Below are 18,142 nucleotides of genomic sequence, written 5' to 3' on the forward strand. Positions count from 1 at the left end.
GTCCCGGGCGGCAGCCCCGTCTTCATCGGCCGGGACGGCGGTGCCGGCGACCGTGCCGTCCGGGCCGATGAAGACGGGGCTGCCGCCCGGGACCAGCCCGAGCTCCTGCGCCCGGCGCTGCAGCGCGTCGGGCGCCGAGTGGGCGTCCACGTCCCGCTGCAGCGCCTGCTCCTCGTCCGTGAGCGCGGTGGTCTCCTTCTTCAGCTTGGTCAGCTGGAAGGAGCCCGCGTTCAGCGCCGAGTTCAGCAGCAGCAGGCTGATCAGGCCGCCGCCGAGCAGCGCCACGACCAGCAGGACGAAGGGCATCCGCGCGGCCTGCCCGCCGGGGCGGGGGCGGGCCGGGCGGGCGCCGAGCGCCCGGCCGAGCCGGGCCGCCTGCCCGCGGGTCAGCGTGGCGACCTTCCCGGCCTTGGTCACAGTCGCGCCTCCCGGATGCGTTCGACCCCGCGGAACCTCGCCGGGGCGGCCCGCCGGTTCTCCGCGATCTCCTCCTCGGTCGGCAGTTCCGCGCCGCGCGTCAGGAGCTTCAGCTTCGGCTGGTACTTCTCCGGTACGACCGGCAGCCCGGGCGGGGCGGTCGAGGCCGCGCCGGCCGCGAAGACCTGCTTGACCAGGCGGTCCTCCAGCGAGTGATACGAGAGCACCGCGATCCGGCCGCCGACCGCGATCCGGTCCACCGCAGCCGGGATGGCCTTCTCCAGGCCCGAGAGCTCGCCGTTGACCTCGATCCGCAGGGCCTGGAAGGTCCGCTTCGCCGGGTTGCCGCCGGTTCGCTTGGCCGCCTGCGGCAGGGAGTCGCGGATCAGTTCCACGAGCCGGGCGCTGTTGGTGAAGGGCTCCTTGTCCCGCTCCCGGACGATCGCGGACACGATGCGCTTGGCCTGCTTCTCCTCGCCGTACTGGCGCAGGATCCGGACGAGCTCGCCCGGCGCGTAGGTGTTGAGGACCTCGGCGGCGCTGATGCCCGTCGTCTGGTCCATGCGCATGTCCAGCGGCGCGTCCTGCGCGTACGCGAACCCGCGGTCGGCCTCGTCCAGCTGCATGGAGGAGACGCCCAGGTCGAAGAGGATGCCCTGGACGGCCGGGATGCCGAGCCCGTCGAGGACCTCGGCGAGGTCGGCGTAGATCGCGTGGACGAGGGTGGCCCGGTCGCCGAAGGGTGCGAGGCGTTCGCCGGAGAGCCGCAGGGCCTCCTTGTCGCGGTCGAGGCCGATCAGATGGGCCTCGGGGAACCGGGTCAGCAGGGCCTCGCTGTGGCCGCCGAGGCCGAGGGTGCAGTCGACGACGACGGCCCCGGGCCTCTCCAGCGCCGGGGCCAACAGGTCCAGGCACCGCTGGAGCATCACCGGGACATGTCGGGACTCGCTACTCAAAGCGCCCTCTCAGATAACGGCGCGGCAGGCATACGCCGCGCCGCGCACGCGGAGTGTTACCAGGGGGCCGGGCGGCCGGTCAGGGCCGGGCTCCGGCCGGTTCGCGTCACTTTAGTGCAACGGTCGCCGCGGTCAACGAACCGCCCCGCGCGCCGTGCACGGCTCTCGGACTGAACCGGCAAAAGCCGCGAATCACCCGGACGGCCGCCTCATACCCACCCCTGTGGGTTAGCTCACAACAAGGGTCGTTGACGTTCTTTGTCCGCCCTCACGCAACGCCTTTGCCGGCCGTGACCATTAACGTCGTAGCCATGACGACTTCCGCATCCCTGCCTGCAGAGTCCGCGTCCGAGGCATCCGTCGGCGGATCCGTCACCGACCGGCTGGTCGAGGCGAATCAGCGTTACGCCGCGGACTTCACCGACCCCGGGATGGACGCCCGCCCGGTCCTCCACGTCGCCGTGGTGGCCTGTATGGACGCCCGCCTCGACCTGCACAAGGCGCTCGGCCTGGAACTCGGTGACTGCCACACGATCCGCAACGCGGGCGGCGTGGTCACCGACGACACCATCCGTTCCCTCACCATCAGCCAGCGGGCCCTCGGCACCCGCACGGTGATACTCATCCACCACACCGGCTGCGGTCTCGAAAGTCTGACCGAGGACTTCCGGCACGAGCTGGAGGACGAAGTCGGCCAGCGTCCGGCCTGGGCCGTCGAGGCCTTCCGGGACGTGGACCAGGACGTCCGCCAGTCCATGCAGCGGGTTCGCACCAACCCCTTCCTGCCCCACAAGGACGATGTGCGAGGCTTCGTCTTCGACGTGCACACCGGGCTCCTGCGGGAGATCGATCCCAGCTCTTGAGTGACACAAGGCCGTAACGCCGTCAAGAATGCGGGGTGGCACCACCCGGGATCCCCCGGGACCGGTGTCCGTGTTTCGGGGTGGGCCGGTCATGCGCCAAGGGCGTCGGCCCTGGAAATGGGCCGAGGAGAACCAAGGTGACGACGTATGACGACCGAGCGAGCCTCGCGGATCTGACCAGCACGGCGGAGCGGGTGCGCCAGTCGGTCGAGAGCGTGATCGAGGGCAAGCCCGAGGTCGTACGCCTCGCGCTGACCGTGCTGCTCGCCGAGGGGCACCTGCTGATCGAGGACGTCCCCGGCGTCGGCAAGACGATGCTCGCCAAGACGCTCGCGAGGTCCATCGACTGCTCGGTGCAGCGCATCCAGTTCACGCCGGACCTGCTGCCCTCCGACATCACCGGTGTCAGCATCTACGACCAGCAGCGCCGCGAGTTCGAGTTCAAGCCGGGCGCGATCTTCGCGCAGATCGTCATCGGCGACGAGATCAACCGCGCCTCGCCGAAGACCCAGTCCGCGCTGCTGGAGTCGATGGAGGAGCGCCAGGTCACCATCGACGGCACGACCTACACGCTGCCGAGCCCCTTCATGGTCGTCGCCACCCAGAACCCGGTGGAGATGGAGGGCACGTACCCGCTGCCCGAGGCCCAGCGCGACCGCTTCATGGCCCGCGTCTCCGTCGGCTACCCGAGCCCCGAGGCCGAGCTCCAGATGCTCGACGTGCACGGCGGGGTCTCGCCGCTCGACGACCTGACGTCCGTCGCGCACGCCCACGAGATCATCAAGCTCATCGAGGCCGTCCGCGAGGTGTACGTGGCCGAGCCCGTCCGGCGCTACGTCGTCGACCTGGTCGCCGCCACCCGCAGCCACCCGGACCTTCGGCTCGGCGCCTCGCCCCGGGCCACCCTGCACCTGCTGCGCGCCGTGAAGGCCTCCGCCGCGCTCGCCGGCCGGGACTACGTCCTGCCCGACGACGTCCAGGCCCTGGCCGCCCCGGTCCTCGCACACCGGCTGCTGCCCACCGCGCAGGCCCAGCTGAACCGGCGCACCGCCGAGCAGGTCGTCCACGACATCCTGCAGCGCACCCCCGTCCCGGCCGCGCACGCCCGCGGCGAGATGCCGCCCGGCGCGGGCATCCGGGGCTTCTGATGAGCGCCGGTGCCCCGCGCGGCGCCGGCGGCCCGGGGAACGGCGGCGGGTTCCGCGCGTCGCTGTCCGGGCTGACGACCCGCGGCCGCTCGTTCGTGGCCGCCGGGATAGCGGCCGCCGCCTGCGCGTACGTCCTGGGCCAGGGCGAACTGCTCCGGGTCGGCCTGCTGCTCGCCGCCCTGCCGCTGATCTGCGTCTACGCCCTGCACCGCACCCGCTACCGGGTCTCCGGCAGCCGCCGGCTGAGCCCGGGACGGGTGCCCGCGGGCGCCGAGGCCCGGGTGCAGCTGCGCATGGACAACGTCTCCCGGCTGCCCACCGGCCTGCTGATGCTCCAGGACCGGGTGCCCTACGTACTGGGCCCGCGCCCCCGCTTCGTCCTGGACCGGGTCGAGCCCGGCGGGCGCCGCGAGGTCTCCTACCGGGTCCGCTCCGACCTGCGCGGCCGCTATCCGCTGGGCCCGCTCCAGCTGCGGCTGACCGACCCCTTCGGACTGGTCGAGCTGACCCGCTCCTTCAGCACCTACGACACCCTCACCGTCATCCCGCGCACCGAACCCCTGCCGCCGGTCCGGCTGACCGGCGAGTCCAACGGCTACGGCGACGGCAGCCGCCGCTCGCTGGCCCTGGCCGGCGACGACGACGTGATCCCGCGCGGCTACCGGCGCGGCGACGACCTGCGCCGGGTGCACTGGCGCTCCACGGCCCGCTACGGCGAGCTCATGGTCCGCCGGGAGGAACAGCCGCAGCGCAGCCGGGCCACCGTCCTGCTGGACACCCGGCGCCTCGCCTTCGACGGCGCGGGTCCCGACTCCGCCTTCGAATGGGCCGTCTCGGCGGCCGCCTCCAGCCTCGTGCACGTGCTGGAGCAGGGCTTCTCGGTACGACTGCTCACGGACACCGGCAACTCGGTGCCCGGCGACGGCGGGGGCGGCTTCTCCGCCGGCGGCCAGGAGTCCGCCGAGGCCGCCGGGCTGATGATGGACACCCTCGCGGTGGTCGGGCACTCCGACGGCGCCGGCCTCTCACGGGCCTACGACGCGGTGCGCGGCGGTGGCGCGGGAAGCTTCGGCGGAGGCGGCGGGGACGGGCTCCTCATCGCCTTCCTCGGCGACCTGGACGACGTACAGACGGAACTGGCGGCCAAGATGCGCCAGCGCACCTCGGGTGCGGTGGCCTTCGTACTGGACTCCGCGGCCTGGGGCGGGCAGCCCGCACCCGGGCACGCCGTGACCCCCCTGGAGGAGCGGCTGCGCAGGCTTCGCGACGCGGGCTGGACGGCACTGGCCGCCCCGCCCGGAGTGGCCTTCGGCGAGCTGTGGCGACAGGCCGGCACCGCTCGCGTCGGTACGGGGACTTCCGGAGGTCGGGCATGAGCGGGCGGGCGAAACTGACGCTGTTCGCGGCACTGGCGACGCTGCTCACCTCGTGGTCGCTGGCCCCGCTGGTCGAGTCACAGGCGTGGCTGCTGCAGGGGGCGCTGCTGCTGGCCGTGCAGAGCGCGGTGGGGGCCGGGGCCCGGCGGGTGCCGCTGGCGCGGTCGCTGACCGTGGCCGCGCAGGTGCTGGTGTCCCTGCTGCTGCTCGTGTTCCTCTTCGCCGGCAAGGGCGAGTCCCAGGGGAGCGGGCCGCTGGCGTACCTGGTGGACGATTTCGGCTCGCTCTTCGGACAGGGCGTCCGGGACGTGGGCGAGTACGCGATCCCGGCCCCGCTGACGGACGGCATCCGGCTGCTGCTGGTGTCCGGGATGCTGCTGATCGGGCTGCTCGTGGACATGCTGGCGGTGGCCATGCGGACGGCCGCCGCGGCCGGACTGCCGCTGCTCGCGCTCTACTCGGTGGCCGCGGGTCTGTCGGGCGGCGGGAAGGCCTCCTGGTTCTCCTTCCTGCTGGCGGGCTGCGGGTACCTGCTGATGCTGCTGGCCGAGGGCCGCGACCGGCTCGCCCAGTGGGGCCGGGTCTTCGGCGCGGCCCCGCGCGGACGGGGCGCCGCCGACTCCGGTCTGAGCAGCGGCTCGGGCGGGCAGGCGACGGCCCCGGCGCGGTTCGGACGGCGCATCGGTGCGATGGCCCTGGGTGTGGCGCTGGCGGTGCCGGCGGTGCTGCCCGCGCTCGGCGGCGGACTGCTGGGCGGCGATCAGGACGGCGGCGACAGCGGCAGCGGCTCGGGCGGGACGATCTCGGCGGTCAACCCGCTGGTCTCCCTGCAGAGCAACCTGAACACGCAGGACAACCGCGTGATCCTCAAGTACCGGACGGAGAACCCGCAGCAGAGCGAGCAGTACCTGCGGATCGTCGCGCTGGACGAGTTCAACGGCGTGAAGTGGGAGGCCTCCGGGCGGACCCTGAGCGACGTGCCGAAGCAGATGCCGCCCCCGCCGGGGCTCGGTGACCAGGTCCGCGCGAGCGCGACGGAGGTGGCGACCACCATCTCCGCGGCGGACAGCTACATCCAGCGCTACCTCCCCATGCCGTATCCGGCGACGTCGGTGGAGATCGAGGGGAAGTGGCGCTTCGAGCCGGTCGGCCGGACCCTGGTCGGGGACCAGCTGGGCCGCGACAAGTTCCAGAACGTCCAGGGCGCCCAGTACCTGGTGCGCAGTCTGCTGCTGAAGCCGACGGCGCAGCAGCTGCAGAAGGCCCCGGAGCCGAATCCGGAGATCCGCGACGAGTACACGAAGGTGCCGGACAACCTGCCTCCGGTGGTCGCCGAGCGGGCCCGCCAGGTGACGCAGGGGACGAAGGACGACTACTCGCGGGCGGTGAAGCTGCAGGACTACTTCGCCGTGAACGGTGGGTTCCGCTACAACACGAGGACGGCCTCGGGCACGGGCCCGCAGGCGGTCGCACGGTTCCTCGACGACAAGGAGGGCTTCTGCATCCACTTCGCCTTCTCGATGGCGGCGATGTCCCGCACGCTGGGCATCCCGGCACGGGTGGCGGTGGGCTTCACGCCCGGGGAGAAGCAGTCGGACGGCAGCGTGAACGTGTCGATGCGGGACGCCCACGCCTGGCCGGAGCTGTACTTCGAGGGCGTGGGCTGGACCAGGTTCGAGCCGACGCCGCGAGCGGGCCTCAACGTGCCGGACTACTCCCGGCCGCAGGCCCCGGCGGCCCAGCAGCCGTCCGCGCCGGCGCCGCTGCCCTCGCAGAGCACCGCACAGCCGTCGGCGGCGCCGTCGGCGTCCGCCGAGTGCCCGCCCGAGCTGAAGAAGCTCGGCGAGTGCGCGGCGCCCGCGGCCGCGCAGGGCCCGACCCGGGGCGACGGGCCGTCGGCGACGACGGTCCTCGGCTGGACGGCGGCCGTGCTGGCGGTACTGGCCCTCCCCCTGCTGCCGCTGCTGGGGCGGAACCGGCTGCGGGCCCGCCGCCTGGGGACCGGGGAGGTCCTGACGGCGTGGCGGGAACTGGGCGATGCCGCCTGGGACGTGGGCGTGGTGCCCGACGAGGCACTGTCCCCGCGCCGGGCGGCGGGCCGGGTCGTGGACCTGGGCCGCCTGGATCCGGAGGCCGCGGCAGCGGTCCACCGGGTCGCGGGCGCGGTGGAACGGGCCCTGTACGCCCCGCCGGGTGCGGAGGTCTCGTACCCGGGGCTGGCGGACGACGTCCTGCTGACCCGCACGGGCCTGCTGGCCGCGGTGAGCCGTCCGGCCCGCCTGCGCGCCCTGTTCCTCCCCCGCTCGGCGACCCGCCTCGCCTGGTCGGTATCGACCCGCTGGTCCGCGCTGACCTCGTCGATCTCCACCCGCCTCGCCGCCGCCCGCCTCCGCCTCCCCCTCCGGGGCCGCGGCTGACTCCGGGCCTACGCCCGTCTCCTTGGGCTCCGCCCAGACCCGCGCCTCAAACGCCGGCGGGGCTGGAACATCCAGCCCCGCCGACGCAATTCAGCCCCTCGGGCGTTCGAGGAGCGGGGTCCGGGGCGGAGCCCCAGGTCGCGGAGCCGCACCCGGCCGAACCAGCCCAGCCGGAGCTTGCGGCGCGGGGCGGAGTTCCGGGCAGAGGCGCAAGAGGAGGCGGCTGGACCCGCGGATGCGAGAACGCGGCGAGGCTCGATCCCCCCGAGCCCCGCCGCGTTCGCGTACTGCTTCACCGGGATCGAAATCCCCCGCCCGGCCACGGGAGGAGGTACCCGGTCCGCTCCGCAGCCCCGTGCCGGCGGTGCGGACCGGGTCTCCTGTCCGTTGCTCCCAGTCTGACGTCCGCGCAGGTGGGAGCCATCCGCGCGCGTACTCATCTCCGCGCCTAGGTACGGATACTCAGCCGCCGCGGCAGGCCCCACCAGTTGTACGGGCTGCCGCGCCCCCGCGGCACCGCCGACTGGGGGGTGCTCGCCGCGCCGGACGGAATCAGCGGTTGCCGCTGACCCGGCCCCGCAGCAGCAGCGACAGCGCCGAGTGCACGTCGTCGAGGGACCGCTCGCTCTGGAAGGACTGCCAGTCCAGCGCGGCCACCAGCACCATCCCGACCATCGCGGCCGCGGTCAGCGGCACGTCGATCTCGGCGCTCAGTTCGCCGCGCTCGACGCCCTCCCGCAGCACCTTCTCCACCACGGCCACGGCTTCCTGCCGGACCACCATCAGCGTGGACTGCCACGCGCGGTTGGTCCGCCACAGTTCGGCGACGTAGAGCTGGGTGAAGGCCGGGTAGCGGTCGATGAAGACGAGGCCGGCGCGGATCATCGCGTCGAGCGCCTCGACCCGGCTGCCGCCGCGCGCCTCCGTCTCCTCCGCCGCCGTCCGCAGCGAGACCGTCAGCAGCCCGACCCCGTGCCGCAGCAGCTCCTCGAAGAGTTCGTTCTTGCTCGCGAAGTTGTAGTAGACGGTGCCCTTCGCGACGCCCGCCCGCTCGGCGATCTCATCGACCGTGGTCGCGGAGAAGCCCTGCTCCGCGATGAGGGTCACGGCCGCTTCGTAGAGCTTCTGCCGGGTGGCCTGCCGACGGCTCCCGCCGGTACCCGTACCGGTGCTGCTGCTGTCCATGGCGCTGATTGTCACAGGTCAACACGTCCCTACAGGCTCAGTTCCGGGTGCAGTCGGTCCATGGTCCACACCTGCTTGCCGCGGGCGGCGAGCGAGGTCAGGGCGAGGGCTCCGACCGTGAAGGCCGTCAGGACCGCGAAGCCCTGCCACACGGGGCCGAGGTCGCCGCCGGTGATGAGGTGGCGCAGGCTCTCGACCACGTAGGACATCGGCAGGTAGGGGTGGACGTCGTTGAAGAAGTCCGGGCTGGTCTGCACGGGGTAGGTGCCGCCCGCCGAGGTCAGCTGGAGCATCAGGACGGCCAGGACGAGGATCCGCCCGGCCGCGCCGAACTTGGCGTTGAGCCACTGGATGATCGCCGCGAAGCAGGCCGTGACCAGCAGCAGGAAGGCGATGGTGAGGGCCGGGTGGGCCATCTGCAGGCCGAGGTCCGGGGCCCAGTGGAGCACCGACATCAGCAGGGCGACCTGGGCGGTGCCGATCCCCACGACGGGCAGCCAGCCGGCGAGGGCGATCCGCCAGGGCGAGGCGCCCGCGGACAGGGCCCGCCGGTTCATGGGCGCGATCAGCATGTAGGCGACCATCGCGCCGACCCAGAGGGAGAGCGGGATGAAGTAGGGCGCGAAGCCGGTGCCGTAGTTGGGCGCCTTGTGCAGGGACTGGTTGGCGAGCCTGATCGGGTCGGCCATGACCTCGGTGCGGGCGTCGCGCTGCTGCTGGTCGTAGTCGGGGATCTTCCCCGCGCCGTCGTGGAGGCCGCCGGCGAGCTCACCGGTGCCGTTGACGAGCTTGTACATGCCGCCGTCGAGGCGGTGGGCGCCGTCGCCGAGCTTGCCGACGCCGTCGCTGAGCTTGCCGGATCCGGTGGTGGCGGAGCCGAGGCCGGTGTGCAGCTGGGCCATGCCGGTGGCGACCTTGTGGGCGCCGGTGTTGAGGGCGTTGACCTTGGCCACGGCCGCGTCGAGGTCGCCCTCGAGCTGGGGCGCCTTGACGACGAGCTCCCGGGCCTTCTTCTCCAGGTCGGTCAGCTGGGTGCGGAGCTTGCCGACGTCCCCGTTGGCGTTCTTGACCAGGGCGCTGACGTCACCGGCGAGTTCGGCCGCCTCGGCCGCGTCGTCCCTGACCTTCTTCAGGTCGGGGCAGGAGGCGAGGTGCGGTTCGGCGCCGGGGGTCACGCAGTGCTTGGTGTAGTACGCGTCCGCGCCGGTGGAGGCCCGCTTGGCGGCGGCCGCGGCGGCCGGGGCCTTCTCGGCGAACTTGTCGAGGTGGCCGTTGACCACCTTCGCGCTGTCGGCGACCAGCTCGGCGGTGTCGGCCAGGTTCTTGGGGTCCTTGACGAAGGGGCGGGCCTTGTCGGCGGCCCCGTTGACCTTGTCGGCGAGCGCCTGGGTGCCGTCGGCGACGTCCTTGGACCCGGTCTCCAGCTTGGCGGCGGCCGAGTTGAGCTTCTTCAGGCCGCTGTTGAGCTCGCCGCTCTTCTCCTCGGCCGTGTCGAGGCCGTCGGCGAGCTCCTTCGCGCCCTCCTGGGCCTTGCCCGCCCCGTCCTTGAGCTTGTCGGCGCCGTCGGCCGCCTCGGCGGTCTTGTCGTGGAGGTCGGAGAAGTTGACGAAGATCTTGTCGAGGAAGCCGCGGGAGGCGTTGGTGGACGCCGCCGAGCGGACCTCGGAGAAGACGGAGCGCGAGATCGAGCCGACGACGTAGTTGTTGGAGTCGTTGGTGCGGACCTGCAGGGCGCCGGTGGCGGGGTCCTCGCCCGCGCTGGAGGCGATCTTCGCGCTGAAGTCCTCGGGCATGGTCAGGGTCAGGTAGTACGTCCCGTTCTCCAGGCCCTTGGCCGCCTCCTTGGGGCTGACCTCGCGCCAGTCGAAGTACTTGCTGTCGCGGAGCTTCTTGGCCAGCTCACCGCCCGCGTCCAGGTGCTTGCCGTCGACGGTCGCGCCCCGGTCGGAGTTGACGAGGGCGACGGGCACCTTGTCGAGGCGGCCGTACGGGTCCCAGAAGGACCAGAGGTACAGGGCTCCGTAGAGGAGCGGGAGCAGGAGCAGCGCGATGAGGGCGGCCACGGGCAGCTTCCCCCGCCCGAACCGCTTCATCTCAAGCGCGGCCAGTTTCGGCGAGCGCATCGTCCTCCCCCTTCGTGTCGTCGTTCTCGGTGTCGGTGGCGGTGTCGGTGCTGCGGTCGCCGTCGGTGTCGCTGTCGTTCTCCGTGCGGGCGTCGGTGTCCGGGCCGGCGTCCGCATCGGCGTCCGCGTCCACGTCGGGGGCGCTCTTCGCGGCGCTTCCCCAGGTGATCTTCCGATCGGCGGCCTGCGCCGCGGTGCCGGGTGCCCCAGGCGCGTCCGGTGCCCCAGGCGCGTCCGGTGCCCCAGGCGCGTCCGGTGCGTCCGGCTCCTTCGGGCCGGTCCGCAGGACGAGCGCGTCGGTCGGCGCCTCGCTGCACACCGCCAGGACGGTGGTCCCGCGGGCGGCGATCGAGCGGAGCAGGGCCCAGGCCTCGGTGCGCTCGGTGTCCGAGAGCTTGAGGTCGAGGTCGTCGAGGGCCAGCAGCCGCGGGGAGCCCAGCAGGGCGATGGCGACGGACAGCCGTACGGCCTCCAGGCGTTCCAGGTCCCGTACGGAGGTGCGCGGGCCCTTGGGCAGCGTGTCGAGGTCCAGTCCGGCGGCGGCCAGGGCCTCGTCGATCCGGGCCGCGGCGCGGGCGCGGCGCTCGGCGCGGGGCCGCAGCAGGGCGCGGACCGGGCCGTCGTAGCGCCGGTGGAGCAGGGCGCCCTCGCGCAACTGTTCCGCGACGGTGAGGGCCTGGTCGAGGTCGTTGACCCCGGGGACGTGGCCGAGGGCGGCGATCCGGCGGACGGCGGTCATCCGCTTCGGCAGCGGGTGCCCGTCGACCTCGGCGTGGCCCTGGGTGGCCTTCATCCGTCCGGTGAGGGCCAGGAGCAGGCAGGTCCGGCCGCTGCCGGAGGGGCCTTCGACCGCGATGAGCGAGCCGGCCGCCGCGTCGATGCCGACTCCTCCGAAGACCCAGCCGCGCGGGCCCTTGAGTCCGAAGTCCTCGGCTTTGACGGCCGCGCCGTGCGGGCTGTCCACGCCGTCCCCCTTCTTTTTGAACTGACCGGTCAGTTCAAAAAATAGCATCCTCTTCCGCACCAGGTGTGCAGGAGGGGGCAGTTGTGTGGAATTGGACCGCAAAAGTGCAGGTCAGGGCGATTGTCAGTGGGGCCGGTCACGATGGAGGCAACGCATCGACAGGAGGTTCGTCATGGCCACACCGTCCCCGTCCCCTGTCCACCCCGTCCTGCGCAAGTCGGCGGCCGACCCGGCCGCGCTCGACCTGCTCGCCAAGGCCCGCAGCGGCCTGGCCGAGGCCGCCCTGCTGGCCCGGCCCAACGAGCGGTACGCCACCGCCCACCTCGCCGCCCTGCGCACCGCCGCGGCCGTGCTCGCCGCGCGCGGCCGGCCCGAGCCGGTGAACCCGCGGCGGCGGCCCCGGATCCGCAGCGCGTGGGAGCTGCTGCCCGAGCTGGCGCCGGAGCTCGCCGAGTGGAGCGCGCTCTTCGCCTCGGGCGCGGCCCGCCGGGCCCGGGCCGAGGCGGGCATAGCGGACGCGGCGAGCGGGCGGGAGGCAGACGATCTGGTGCGGGCCGCCTCGATGTTCCTGCGCCTGGTGGAGCGGCTGCTCGCCGTCCGTGCGCCCGCTCCGAGCCCGCAGCAGGCCTTGCCGCAGCCGCGTCCGGAGCGTCCCGACGCGCGATGAGCTGCCCGGCTGCGCAAGGCCATAAGGTAGACGGGGGTGGGGCACGGACCGCTCACCCCTTCCCTACCGCGCCGAGGAGCCATCAGTCGTGTCGGACACTTCCCGCCCCCGTGCCTCCCTTCGCACCGCCGTGGTGTGGGAGGTCCTCAAGGAGGCGCTCGACCGCCGGGTGAAGGCGACCGGGCGGGACGTGCTGGACGTGCTCGACACCGGTGGCGGCACCGGCAAGTTCGCCGTGCCGGTGGCCCGTCTGGGCCACCGGGTCACCGTGGTCGACCCCAGCCCGAACGCGCTGTTCGGGCTGGAGCGCCGGGTGTCCGAAGCCGGCGTCGCCGACCTCGTCAGCGGTGTCCAGGGCGATGCCCAGGGGCTGTTGGACGTGGTCGAGCGGGACGCGTACGACGTGGTGCTCTGCCACGGCGTGCTGGAGTACGTGGACGACCCGGCCGAGGGCGTGGCCAACGCGGTCGCGGCGCTGCGCCCCGGCGGCACGCTCAGCCTGCTGGCCGCCGGTCTCGGCGGGGCCGTGCTCGCCCGCGCGCTGGCCGGGCACTTCACGGAGGCCCGCACCGCCCTGACCGACCCCGCCGGCCGCTGGGGCTCCGGCGACCCGGTGCCGCGGCGCTTCACCGCCGAACAGCTCTCCGAGCTCGTCGGCGGGTCCGGCCTGGCCGTCGGCGCGGTCCACGGCGTGCGGATCTTCGCCGACCTCGTACCGGGGGTCCTGGTGGACACCGAGCCGGGCGCGGTGGAGGCGCTGCTGCGTCTGGAGGAGGCCGCGGCGGAGCTGCCCGCCTTCCACGCGGTCGCCACACAACTGCACGTGCTCGGCCAGAAGCAGGCCTGAACTGCGATCTTCCGCGGACGGAGTCGGCCGCACGCCCTACGAACCGGCGGGCGGCCCCGTATGATCGAGTGCAGTGACCGGCATGGTGGACGGACCATTGGGGAATAAGGGCCTCAGTGACCGCTGCCGCGGCGGTACGGTTTTCGAGCAGCTGGTTTCACCGGCTGTGTTCTTTCTGGGCTGTGTCTTTTTGGAACGTGGCGTAGAGGGCGGGTGTCACGGGGGCGATTCCCCGCCTATCCTGAAGGGGACCCCTGGTCGCTACCCCCCGCGACCGACGGATGAGGAGGACTCCCGTGCCGCTCTCGGAGCACGAGCAGCGAATGCTCGAGCAGATGGAGCGAGCGCTGTACGCCGAAGATCCCAAGTTCGCGACAGCGCTTGAGGGAAGCGGACTGCGTGCGTACACCCGGCGACGGGTCTACACGGCAGTCGCTGGCATTGTGGTGGGTATCGCGCTCCTCATGACCGGTGTGATCATTCCGAACGTGCTCTGGATCAGCGTGGTGGGGTTCCTCGTCATGCTGGGATGTACGGTCCTGGTGGTCACCGGTTGGCGCAAGGCACCCAAGCCTGGCGAGCAGCCCGTCTCCGGAAGTACAGGCGGTTCGGCCCACGGCCGGAACCGGCAGCGTCGGTCGATGATGACCCGCATCGAGGAACGGTGGCAGCGCCGCCGTGACGAGCAGGGGCAGTAGCCCCCGAACAGTCTGAGTGAGGGGACGGCCGCCGCCGGGCGACCGTCCCCTCACTGCTCTGTCCCGGTTCTGTCCCCGTGTCCGCGTTCTGTCCGTCGCATCGACGCCCGTGCGACATGATGATCCAATGAGTGTGCTCCCCCTGGTCTTCACCAGCGGCTGGGCCAGTGGGATCAACGCCTACGCCGTGGTCCTCCTGCTCGGCATCTTCGGCCGGACCGGCCTGAGCGACGAGGTCCCCGCGTCCTTGCAGCGCACGGACGTGCTGATCGTCGCCGCGGTGCTGTTCCTCTGCGAGGCCGTCGCCGACAAGATCCCGTACGTCGACTCGATATGGGACACCGTCCACACCGTGGTCCGCCCGCTCGCCGGAGCGGTGATCGGTGCGCTGCTGGCCGGGCAGAGCGGCTCTCTGTCCGACATCGCCGCCGGCGCGATCGGCGGCTCCACGGCGCTGGCCAGCCATTTCGTCAAAGCCGGCACCCGGATGGCGATCAACACCTCGCCCGAGCCGTTCACCAATGTGGCCATGAGCATCGCCGAGGACCTCGGCGTGGCCGGTCTCGTCACCTTCGCGATGTTCAACCCGGAGGCCGCCGCGATCATCGCGGCCGTCCTGCTGGCCGCCGGACTGGCCATACTCGTCTTCCTCTGGAGCCGGATCCGCCGCTTCCTGCGCCGCCGTGCCCAGCGCCGCGAGGAGAAGCGGCTGGCCGCCGAGCCCCGCGAGGCCACCGGGGCACCACCCCTCTGACCAGGACCGGCCCGAGGGGGTCGATAGGCTCGGCCGCATGGCACGAATTGCGGTGATCGGCGCCGGGATGGGCGCGATGGCGACGGCGGCCCGGCTGGCCGTGGCAGGGCATCAGGTGGCGGTGTACGAACGCGGGGCGACCTACGGCGGCGCCGTCGGCCGGTACGAACGCGAGGGCTTCGCCTTCGACACCGGGCCCGGGCTGCTGCACCTGCCCGCCGTCTACCGCGACCTGTTCGTGAAGACCGGCAAGCGGTCGCTGGAGGACTGCGTCGACCTGGTCCAGGTGGACCCCGCCGTCCGGCACGTCCTCCCCCACCACGGCATCGACGTCACCTTGCCGGGCGCCTCGCACGGCGGGGTCGCCGCCGCCCTCGAGACCGCCTTCGGTCAGGGCTCGGGCGAACGGTGGAACGCCCTGCTGGGCCGCGCCCGGGACGCCTGGGACGCCACCCGGCGCCCGCTGCTGGAGGAGCCGCTGCGCGACGGGGCCCGGCAGGCGCTGGGCGGCGACCCGTACCCGGCCCTGCGCCGCAGCGGCCTGTTCCGCCGCCGGCCGCCGACCCTCGCCGAGGTGGCCGACCGGGAGCTGGGGGGCGCTCTCGCCGAGCTGCTGACCGGCCTCGTGCGCACCTACGGGATCGACCCCGCCACCGCGCCCGGTTCGGCCACCGTGCTCCCGTACATGGAGCAGACCTTCGGCAGCTGGTACGTGCGCGGCGGCATGCGCGCCCTGGCCACCGCCGTGTACGAGCGCTGCCTGGAGCGGAAGGTCGTCTTCACGTTCGGGGCGGACGTGCGCGAGGTCCTGGTCCGCGACGGCCGCGCGGCCGGGCTGCTGCTGGCCGACGGCAGTGAGGTGGCCGCCGACCACGTGGTCTGCGCGATCGACCCCCGGCAGCTGGCCGCCGGCTCCCTGAGGTGGCCGGCGGACGCGGTCCCCGCCCGCGGTGCGGACGTGCCCGGCCGGATCACGCTGCTGCTCGCGCTGCGCGGGGCGCGCCCCGGCACGGCCGTCCACCGCACCCTGGTGCACGCCCCGGGCGCGCAGGTCACCGTGCTGCGCCCGGACGACCCCGCCACCCGGCCCGACGCCGAGCACGAGGCGGTCACCGTGAGCGCCGTGTACGGGCCCGGGGTCTCGGAGCCCGCGGAGCTGCTGAACCTCGCGGAGAAGGCCGTCCAGGGGCTGCGGGAGCGGCTGTTGTGGCACGAGGTGCGCACCCCGGCCGATGTCGAGGCGGCGACCGGTGCGCGGGGGGGCGCCGTGCCACCGCCCGCCCTCGCGGGGGCCGGCGGCCGGCTGCTGCACCCGGCCAACGGCACGGCCGTGCCCGGGCTCTACCTGGCGGGCGGCTGGGCGCATCCCGGCGGCGGGCTGCCGCACGCCGGGATGACCGGGGCCCTGGTGGCCGGGCTGATCGTGGAGGGCACGGAGTTCCGCGGCTCGCAGTGACCGGCCCACGGACCGGTGCGCGGACCCGTACGCGGGCCGGTCCGCGCGGCGGTCAGTAGCGGTACTGCTCGTACTCGCCGGGCTGGGAGTAGGGGTACTGCTGCGGCGGCTCGGCCTGCTCCTCCGCCGGGTAGGGCTGGCCGCCCCCGTCGGTGGACCGCTGCTGGGGGACCCAGACCCCGCCGGGCGGGGTGTCCGTGGAGTACTGCTGCTGCCCGTAGTCGGCGTACGCGGTGTAGTCGTACGGCTGGGGCGGGACGACACCGCCGCCGGTGCCGATGTACGGGTCCGAGTAGGCGGCGTAGACCTGCTGCTGGCCACCCGTCGGATAGCCGCCGGAGTAGTCGTACCCGCCGCCCTGGTTCTGCGGGTCGTAGTACGCCGCGTACTGGTGGGCGTCCTGCTCCGCCGTGGTGAACGGTGAGGCGAAGGCCGCCGTCTGGGCGGCCTCGGGGGCCGGTGCGAAGCTCTGTATCCCGTAGGACCCGGTTTCCTCGGGCACCGGCTGCGGGCTGTAGACCTCTTCGGCCGCGGCCTGGAACGAACGGTCGTCCGCCGCTCCGTCCGCGTCCTCGTATGCGAGCGCGGTGACCTGGAGCGCCGGTTCCTGAGGGGCCGGGCCGCCGGACCGGCGCCGTCTGGACTGCCGTACGGGCTCCCCGCCGCGGCGCAGCGCCCAGCCGGCGACGAAGCCCTTGCGGAAGGAGAGCGTCACCAGGGTCTGGCCCACGGCGAACGCCGCGGCGCCGGCCCCGATGACCGGAACCGACGGCAGCACCACCCCGGCGACCACGCCGAGGAATCCCGCGAAGGCGAGCAGGCGCCAGCGGAGCCGGGCCTTGTACTGCATCAGGACCTCGGCAAGCAGCCACAGCGCGACGAAACCGAACGCGATGTAGAGGACCGTCATTCCCATGCATGGCCCCTCTCGGTACGGCCGCCGGCGCGGGAACGGGGGGCGGCCGCTCAGGCCCGCTGGTGCAGGCCCAGGTTCTCGTAGATTTCGAGAGTCGCCGTGGAATTGTTCAGCGTGATGAAGTGCAGCCCCGGGACACCCTCGGACAGCAGCCGCGCGCAGAACTCCGTGGCGAACTCGATGCCAATGGAGCGTACAGCGGCCGGATCGTCCTTGACGGCGAGCATGCGCTCTTTCACATCCGCGGGGAAGACCGCGTTGCTGAGTTGGGGCAGCCGGTCGAGCTGCTTGATCGCCACAACAGGCATGACCTCGGGGATGATCGGGGTCTCGCAGCCCGCCTTCTCGACGCTGTCCCGCAGCCTCAGATAATTCTCCGGATCGAAGAACATCTGGGTGATCGCATAGTCGGCGCCCGCGCGGCACTTGTCCACGAAGTGCCGGATGTCCGTGTCCCAGTCCATCGAACGCGGGTGCATCTCGGGGAAGGCGGCGACGCCGACGCAGAAGTCGCCGGACTCCTTGACGAGGCGGACCAGGTCGGCGGCGTAGTGCACGCCTTCGGGGTGCGCCACCCACTCGCCCATCGGGTCGCCCGGCGGGTCTCCGCGCACGACGAGCATGTTCCGGATCCCCGCATCGGCGAACTGCCCGATGACGTTGCGCAGCTCGGCGACCGAGTGGTCCACGGCGGTGAGGTGCGCGACGGGGGTCAGGGTGGTGTCGGCGGCGATCTCCTGGGTGGCCTTGACAGTGCCGCCGCGGGTGGAGCCGCCGGCCCCGTAGGTCACGGACACGAAGCTGGGGGATACCGCCTCGACCCGGCGCAGGGCGTTCCAGAGGTTGCGTTCGCCCTTCTCCGTCTTCGGGGCCCAGAACTCGAAGGAGTACGAGCGCCCGGACACGAGGAGGTCGCGGACCGTGTGTGCACGGTCCGACCAGGTGGAAGCGGTACCAGAGGCCATGTGGGCAGGTTAGACGCGGCCGGCCGGTCGCCGAAGCGCCGTCCGCCTTTTGGACACGTTTTTGGACACTTGGGGGCCCGCCCCTGGTCAAGCGGGGCCTGACACGTTAAAAGAGCGGCGCGCCGCCCTCTGTCCGGGCGGACAGGACCATCGGCCTCAGCCGAGCCGGGCCCGGACGCGCTTGGCGAGTTCCGCGGCGGCCGCACCGGGGTCGGTGGCCTCGGTGAGGGCGCGGACGACCACGACACGGGTGGCGCCGGCGTCCAGGACCTCGTCCAGGTTCGTGCCGTCGATGCCGCCGATGGCGAACCAGGGCCGGTCCTGCTCCAGCGAGGCCGCGTACCGGACCAGCCCCAGGCCGGGGGCGTGGCGGCCGGGCTTGGTGGGGGT

At 72.9% G+C, this 18,142-nt stretch carries 17 protein-coding genes; 9 read left to right on the forward strand and 8 right to left on the reverse strand.

All coding sequences use genetic code 11. From position 1 onward, the window contains the following. Positions 1-417 (reverse strand): hypothetical protein (locus tag PV721_RS29940; RefSeq protein WP_319729636.1); only part of this gene is annotated, 417 nt, incomplete at its 3' end. Then, a complete protein-coding gene (rsmH, locus tag PV721_RS29945) occupies positions 414-1,343 on the reverse strand; it encodes a 16S rRNA (cytosine(1402)-N(4))-methyltransferase RsmH (RefSeq protein WP_401602452.1) in 930 nt (309 codons plus the stop codon). The genes PV721_RS29940 and rsmH, both read right to left, overlap by 4 nt. Before the next feature lie 278 nt (positions 1,344-1,621). Between rsmH and PV721_RS29950 the strand changes: the two genes are divergently transcribed. From PV721_RS29950 to PV721_RS29965, 4 genes are all read left to right on the forward strand, one after another. Then, positions 1,622-2,236, forward strand: coding sequence for a beta-class carbonic anhydrase (locus PV721_RS29950; protein WP_416371212.1), 615 nt, complete (start codon positions 1,622-1,624; stop codon positions 2,234-2,236). 137 nt (positions 2,237-2,373) lie between these two features. Further along, a complete protein-coding gene (locus tag PV721_RS29955) occupies positions 2,374-3,384 on the forward strand; it encodes a MoxR family ATPase (RefSeq protein ID WP_319729643.1) in 1,011 nt (336 codons plus the stop codon). After that, positions 3,384-4,760, forward strand: coding sequence for a DUF58 domain-containing protein (locus PV721_RS29960; protein ID WP_319729645.1), 1,377 nt, complete (start codon positions 3,384-3,386; stop codon positions 4,758-4,760). Before PV721_RS29955 ends, PV721_RS29960 begins: the two co-directional genes overlap by 1 nt. After that, positions 4,757-7,177, forward strand: coding sequence for a transglutaminaseTgpA domain-containing protein (locus PV721_RS29965; protein WP_319729647.1), 2,421 nt, complete (start codon positions 4,757-4,759; stop codon positions 7,175-7,177). The genes PV721_RS29960 and PV721_RS29965 overlap by 4 nt, the downstream gene beginning before the upstream one ends. A gap of 552 nt (positions 7,178-7,729) precedes the next feature. On the opposite strand, the gene PV721_RS29970 is transcribed toward PV721_RS29965, so the two are convergent. The 3 genes from PV721_RS29970 to PV721_RS29980 are packed head-to-tail and all read right to left on the reverse strand — an operon-like array spanning position 7,730 to position 11,449. After that, the gene (locus tag PV721_RS29970; RefSeq protein WP_319729649.1) at positions 7,730-8,362 is read right to left on the reverse strand and encodes a TetR/AcrR family transcriptional regulator; all 633 of its coding nucleotides are present in this window, start codon (positions 8,360-8,362) and stop codon (positions 7,730-7,732) included. A 29-nt stretch (positions 8,363-8,391) separates the two neighbouring features. Next, the gene (locus PV721_RS29975; RefSeq protein ID WP_319729651.1) at positions 8,392-10,485 is read right to left on the reverse strand and encodes a YhgE/Pip domain-containing protein; all 2,094 of its coding nucleotides are present in this window, start codon (positions 10,483-10,485) and stop codon (positions 8,392-8,394) included. After that, positions 10,457-11,449 carry an ATP-binding cassette domain-containing protein gene (locus PV721_RS29980; protein WP_319729653.1) on the reverse strand — a complete coding sequence of 331 codons (993 nt, stop codon included), beginning with the start codon at positions 11,447-11,449 and terminating at the stop codon, positions 10,457-10,459. Before PV721_RS29980 ends, PV721_RS29975 begins: the two co-directional genes overlap by 29 nt. Positions 11,450-11,621: 172 nt before the next feature. On the opposite strand from PV721_RS29980, the gene PV721_RS29985 reads away from it, so the two are divergent. The 5 genes from PV721_RS29985 (at position 11,622) to PV721_RS30005 (ending at position 15,871) form a co-directional block, all read left to right on the forward strand. Next, entirely contained in the window at positions 11,622-12,116 is a 495-nt protein-coding gene (locus PV721_RS29985) for an SAV_6107 family HEPN domain-containing protein (RefSeq protein ID WP_319729655.1), read from the forward strand. 88 nt (positions 12,117-12,204) lie between these two features. Then, positions 12,205-12,963 carry a class I SAM-dependent methyltransferase gene (locus tag PV721_RS29990; RefSeq protein ID WP_319729658.1) on the forward strand — a complete coding sequence of 253 codons (759 nt, stop codon included), beginning with the start codon at positions 12,205-12,207 and terminating at the stop codon, positions 12,961-12,963. 296 nt (positions 12,964-13,259) lie between these two features. Beyond that, a complete protein-coding gene (locus tag PV721_RS29995) occupies positions 13,260-13,661 on the forward strand; it encodes a DUF3040 domain-containing protein (protein WP_319729661.1) in 402 nt (133 codons plus the stop codon). 127 nt (positions 13,662-13,788) lie between these two features. Continuing rightward, positions 13,789-14,415: a DUF4126 domain-containing protein gene (locus PV721_RS30000; protein ID WP_319729664.1), complete on the forward strand. Its 627-nt coding sequence runs from the start codon at positions 13,789-13,791 to the stop codon at positions 14,413-14,415. A 37-nt stretch (positions 14,416-14,452) separates the two neighbouring features. Continuing rightward, the gene (locus PV721_RS30005; RefSeq protein WP_319729666.1) at positions 14,453-15,871 is read left to right on the forward strand and encodes an NAD(P)/FAD-dependent oxidoreductase; all 1,419 of its coding nucleotides are present in this window, start codon (positions 14,453-14,455) and stop codon (positions 15,869-15,871) included. A 52-nt stretch (positions 15,872-15,923) separates the two neighbouring features. Here PV721_RS30005 and PV721_RS30010 read toward each other — a convergent pair whose 3' ends face one another. From PV721_RS30010 to PV721_RS30020, 3 genes are all read right to left on the reverse strand, one after another. Beyond that, a complete protein-coding gene (locus tag PV721_RS30010; RefSeq protein ID WP_319729669.1) occupies positions 15,924-16,787 on the reverse strand; it encodes a hypothetical protein in 864 nt (287 codons plus the stop codon). 50 nt (positions 16,788-16,837) lie between these two features. After that, a complete protein-coding gene (gene metF, locus PV721_RS30015; protein WP_319729672.1) occupies positions 16,838-17,752 on the reverse strand; it encodes a methylenetetrahydrofolate reductase [NAD(P)H] in 915 nt (304 codons plus the stop codon). Between the two features lie 156 nt (positions 17,753-17,908). Further along, on the reverse strand, positions 17,909-18,142 hold a 234-nt coding region (locus PV721_RS30020; protein ID WP_319729675.1), incomplete at its 5' end, for a thiamine phosphate synthase.

The organism is Streptomyces sp. MB09-01, assembly GCF_033794505.1.
Lineage (GTDB): Bacteria > Actinomycetota > Actinomycetes > Streptomycetales > Streptomycetaceae > Streptomyces.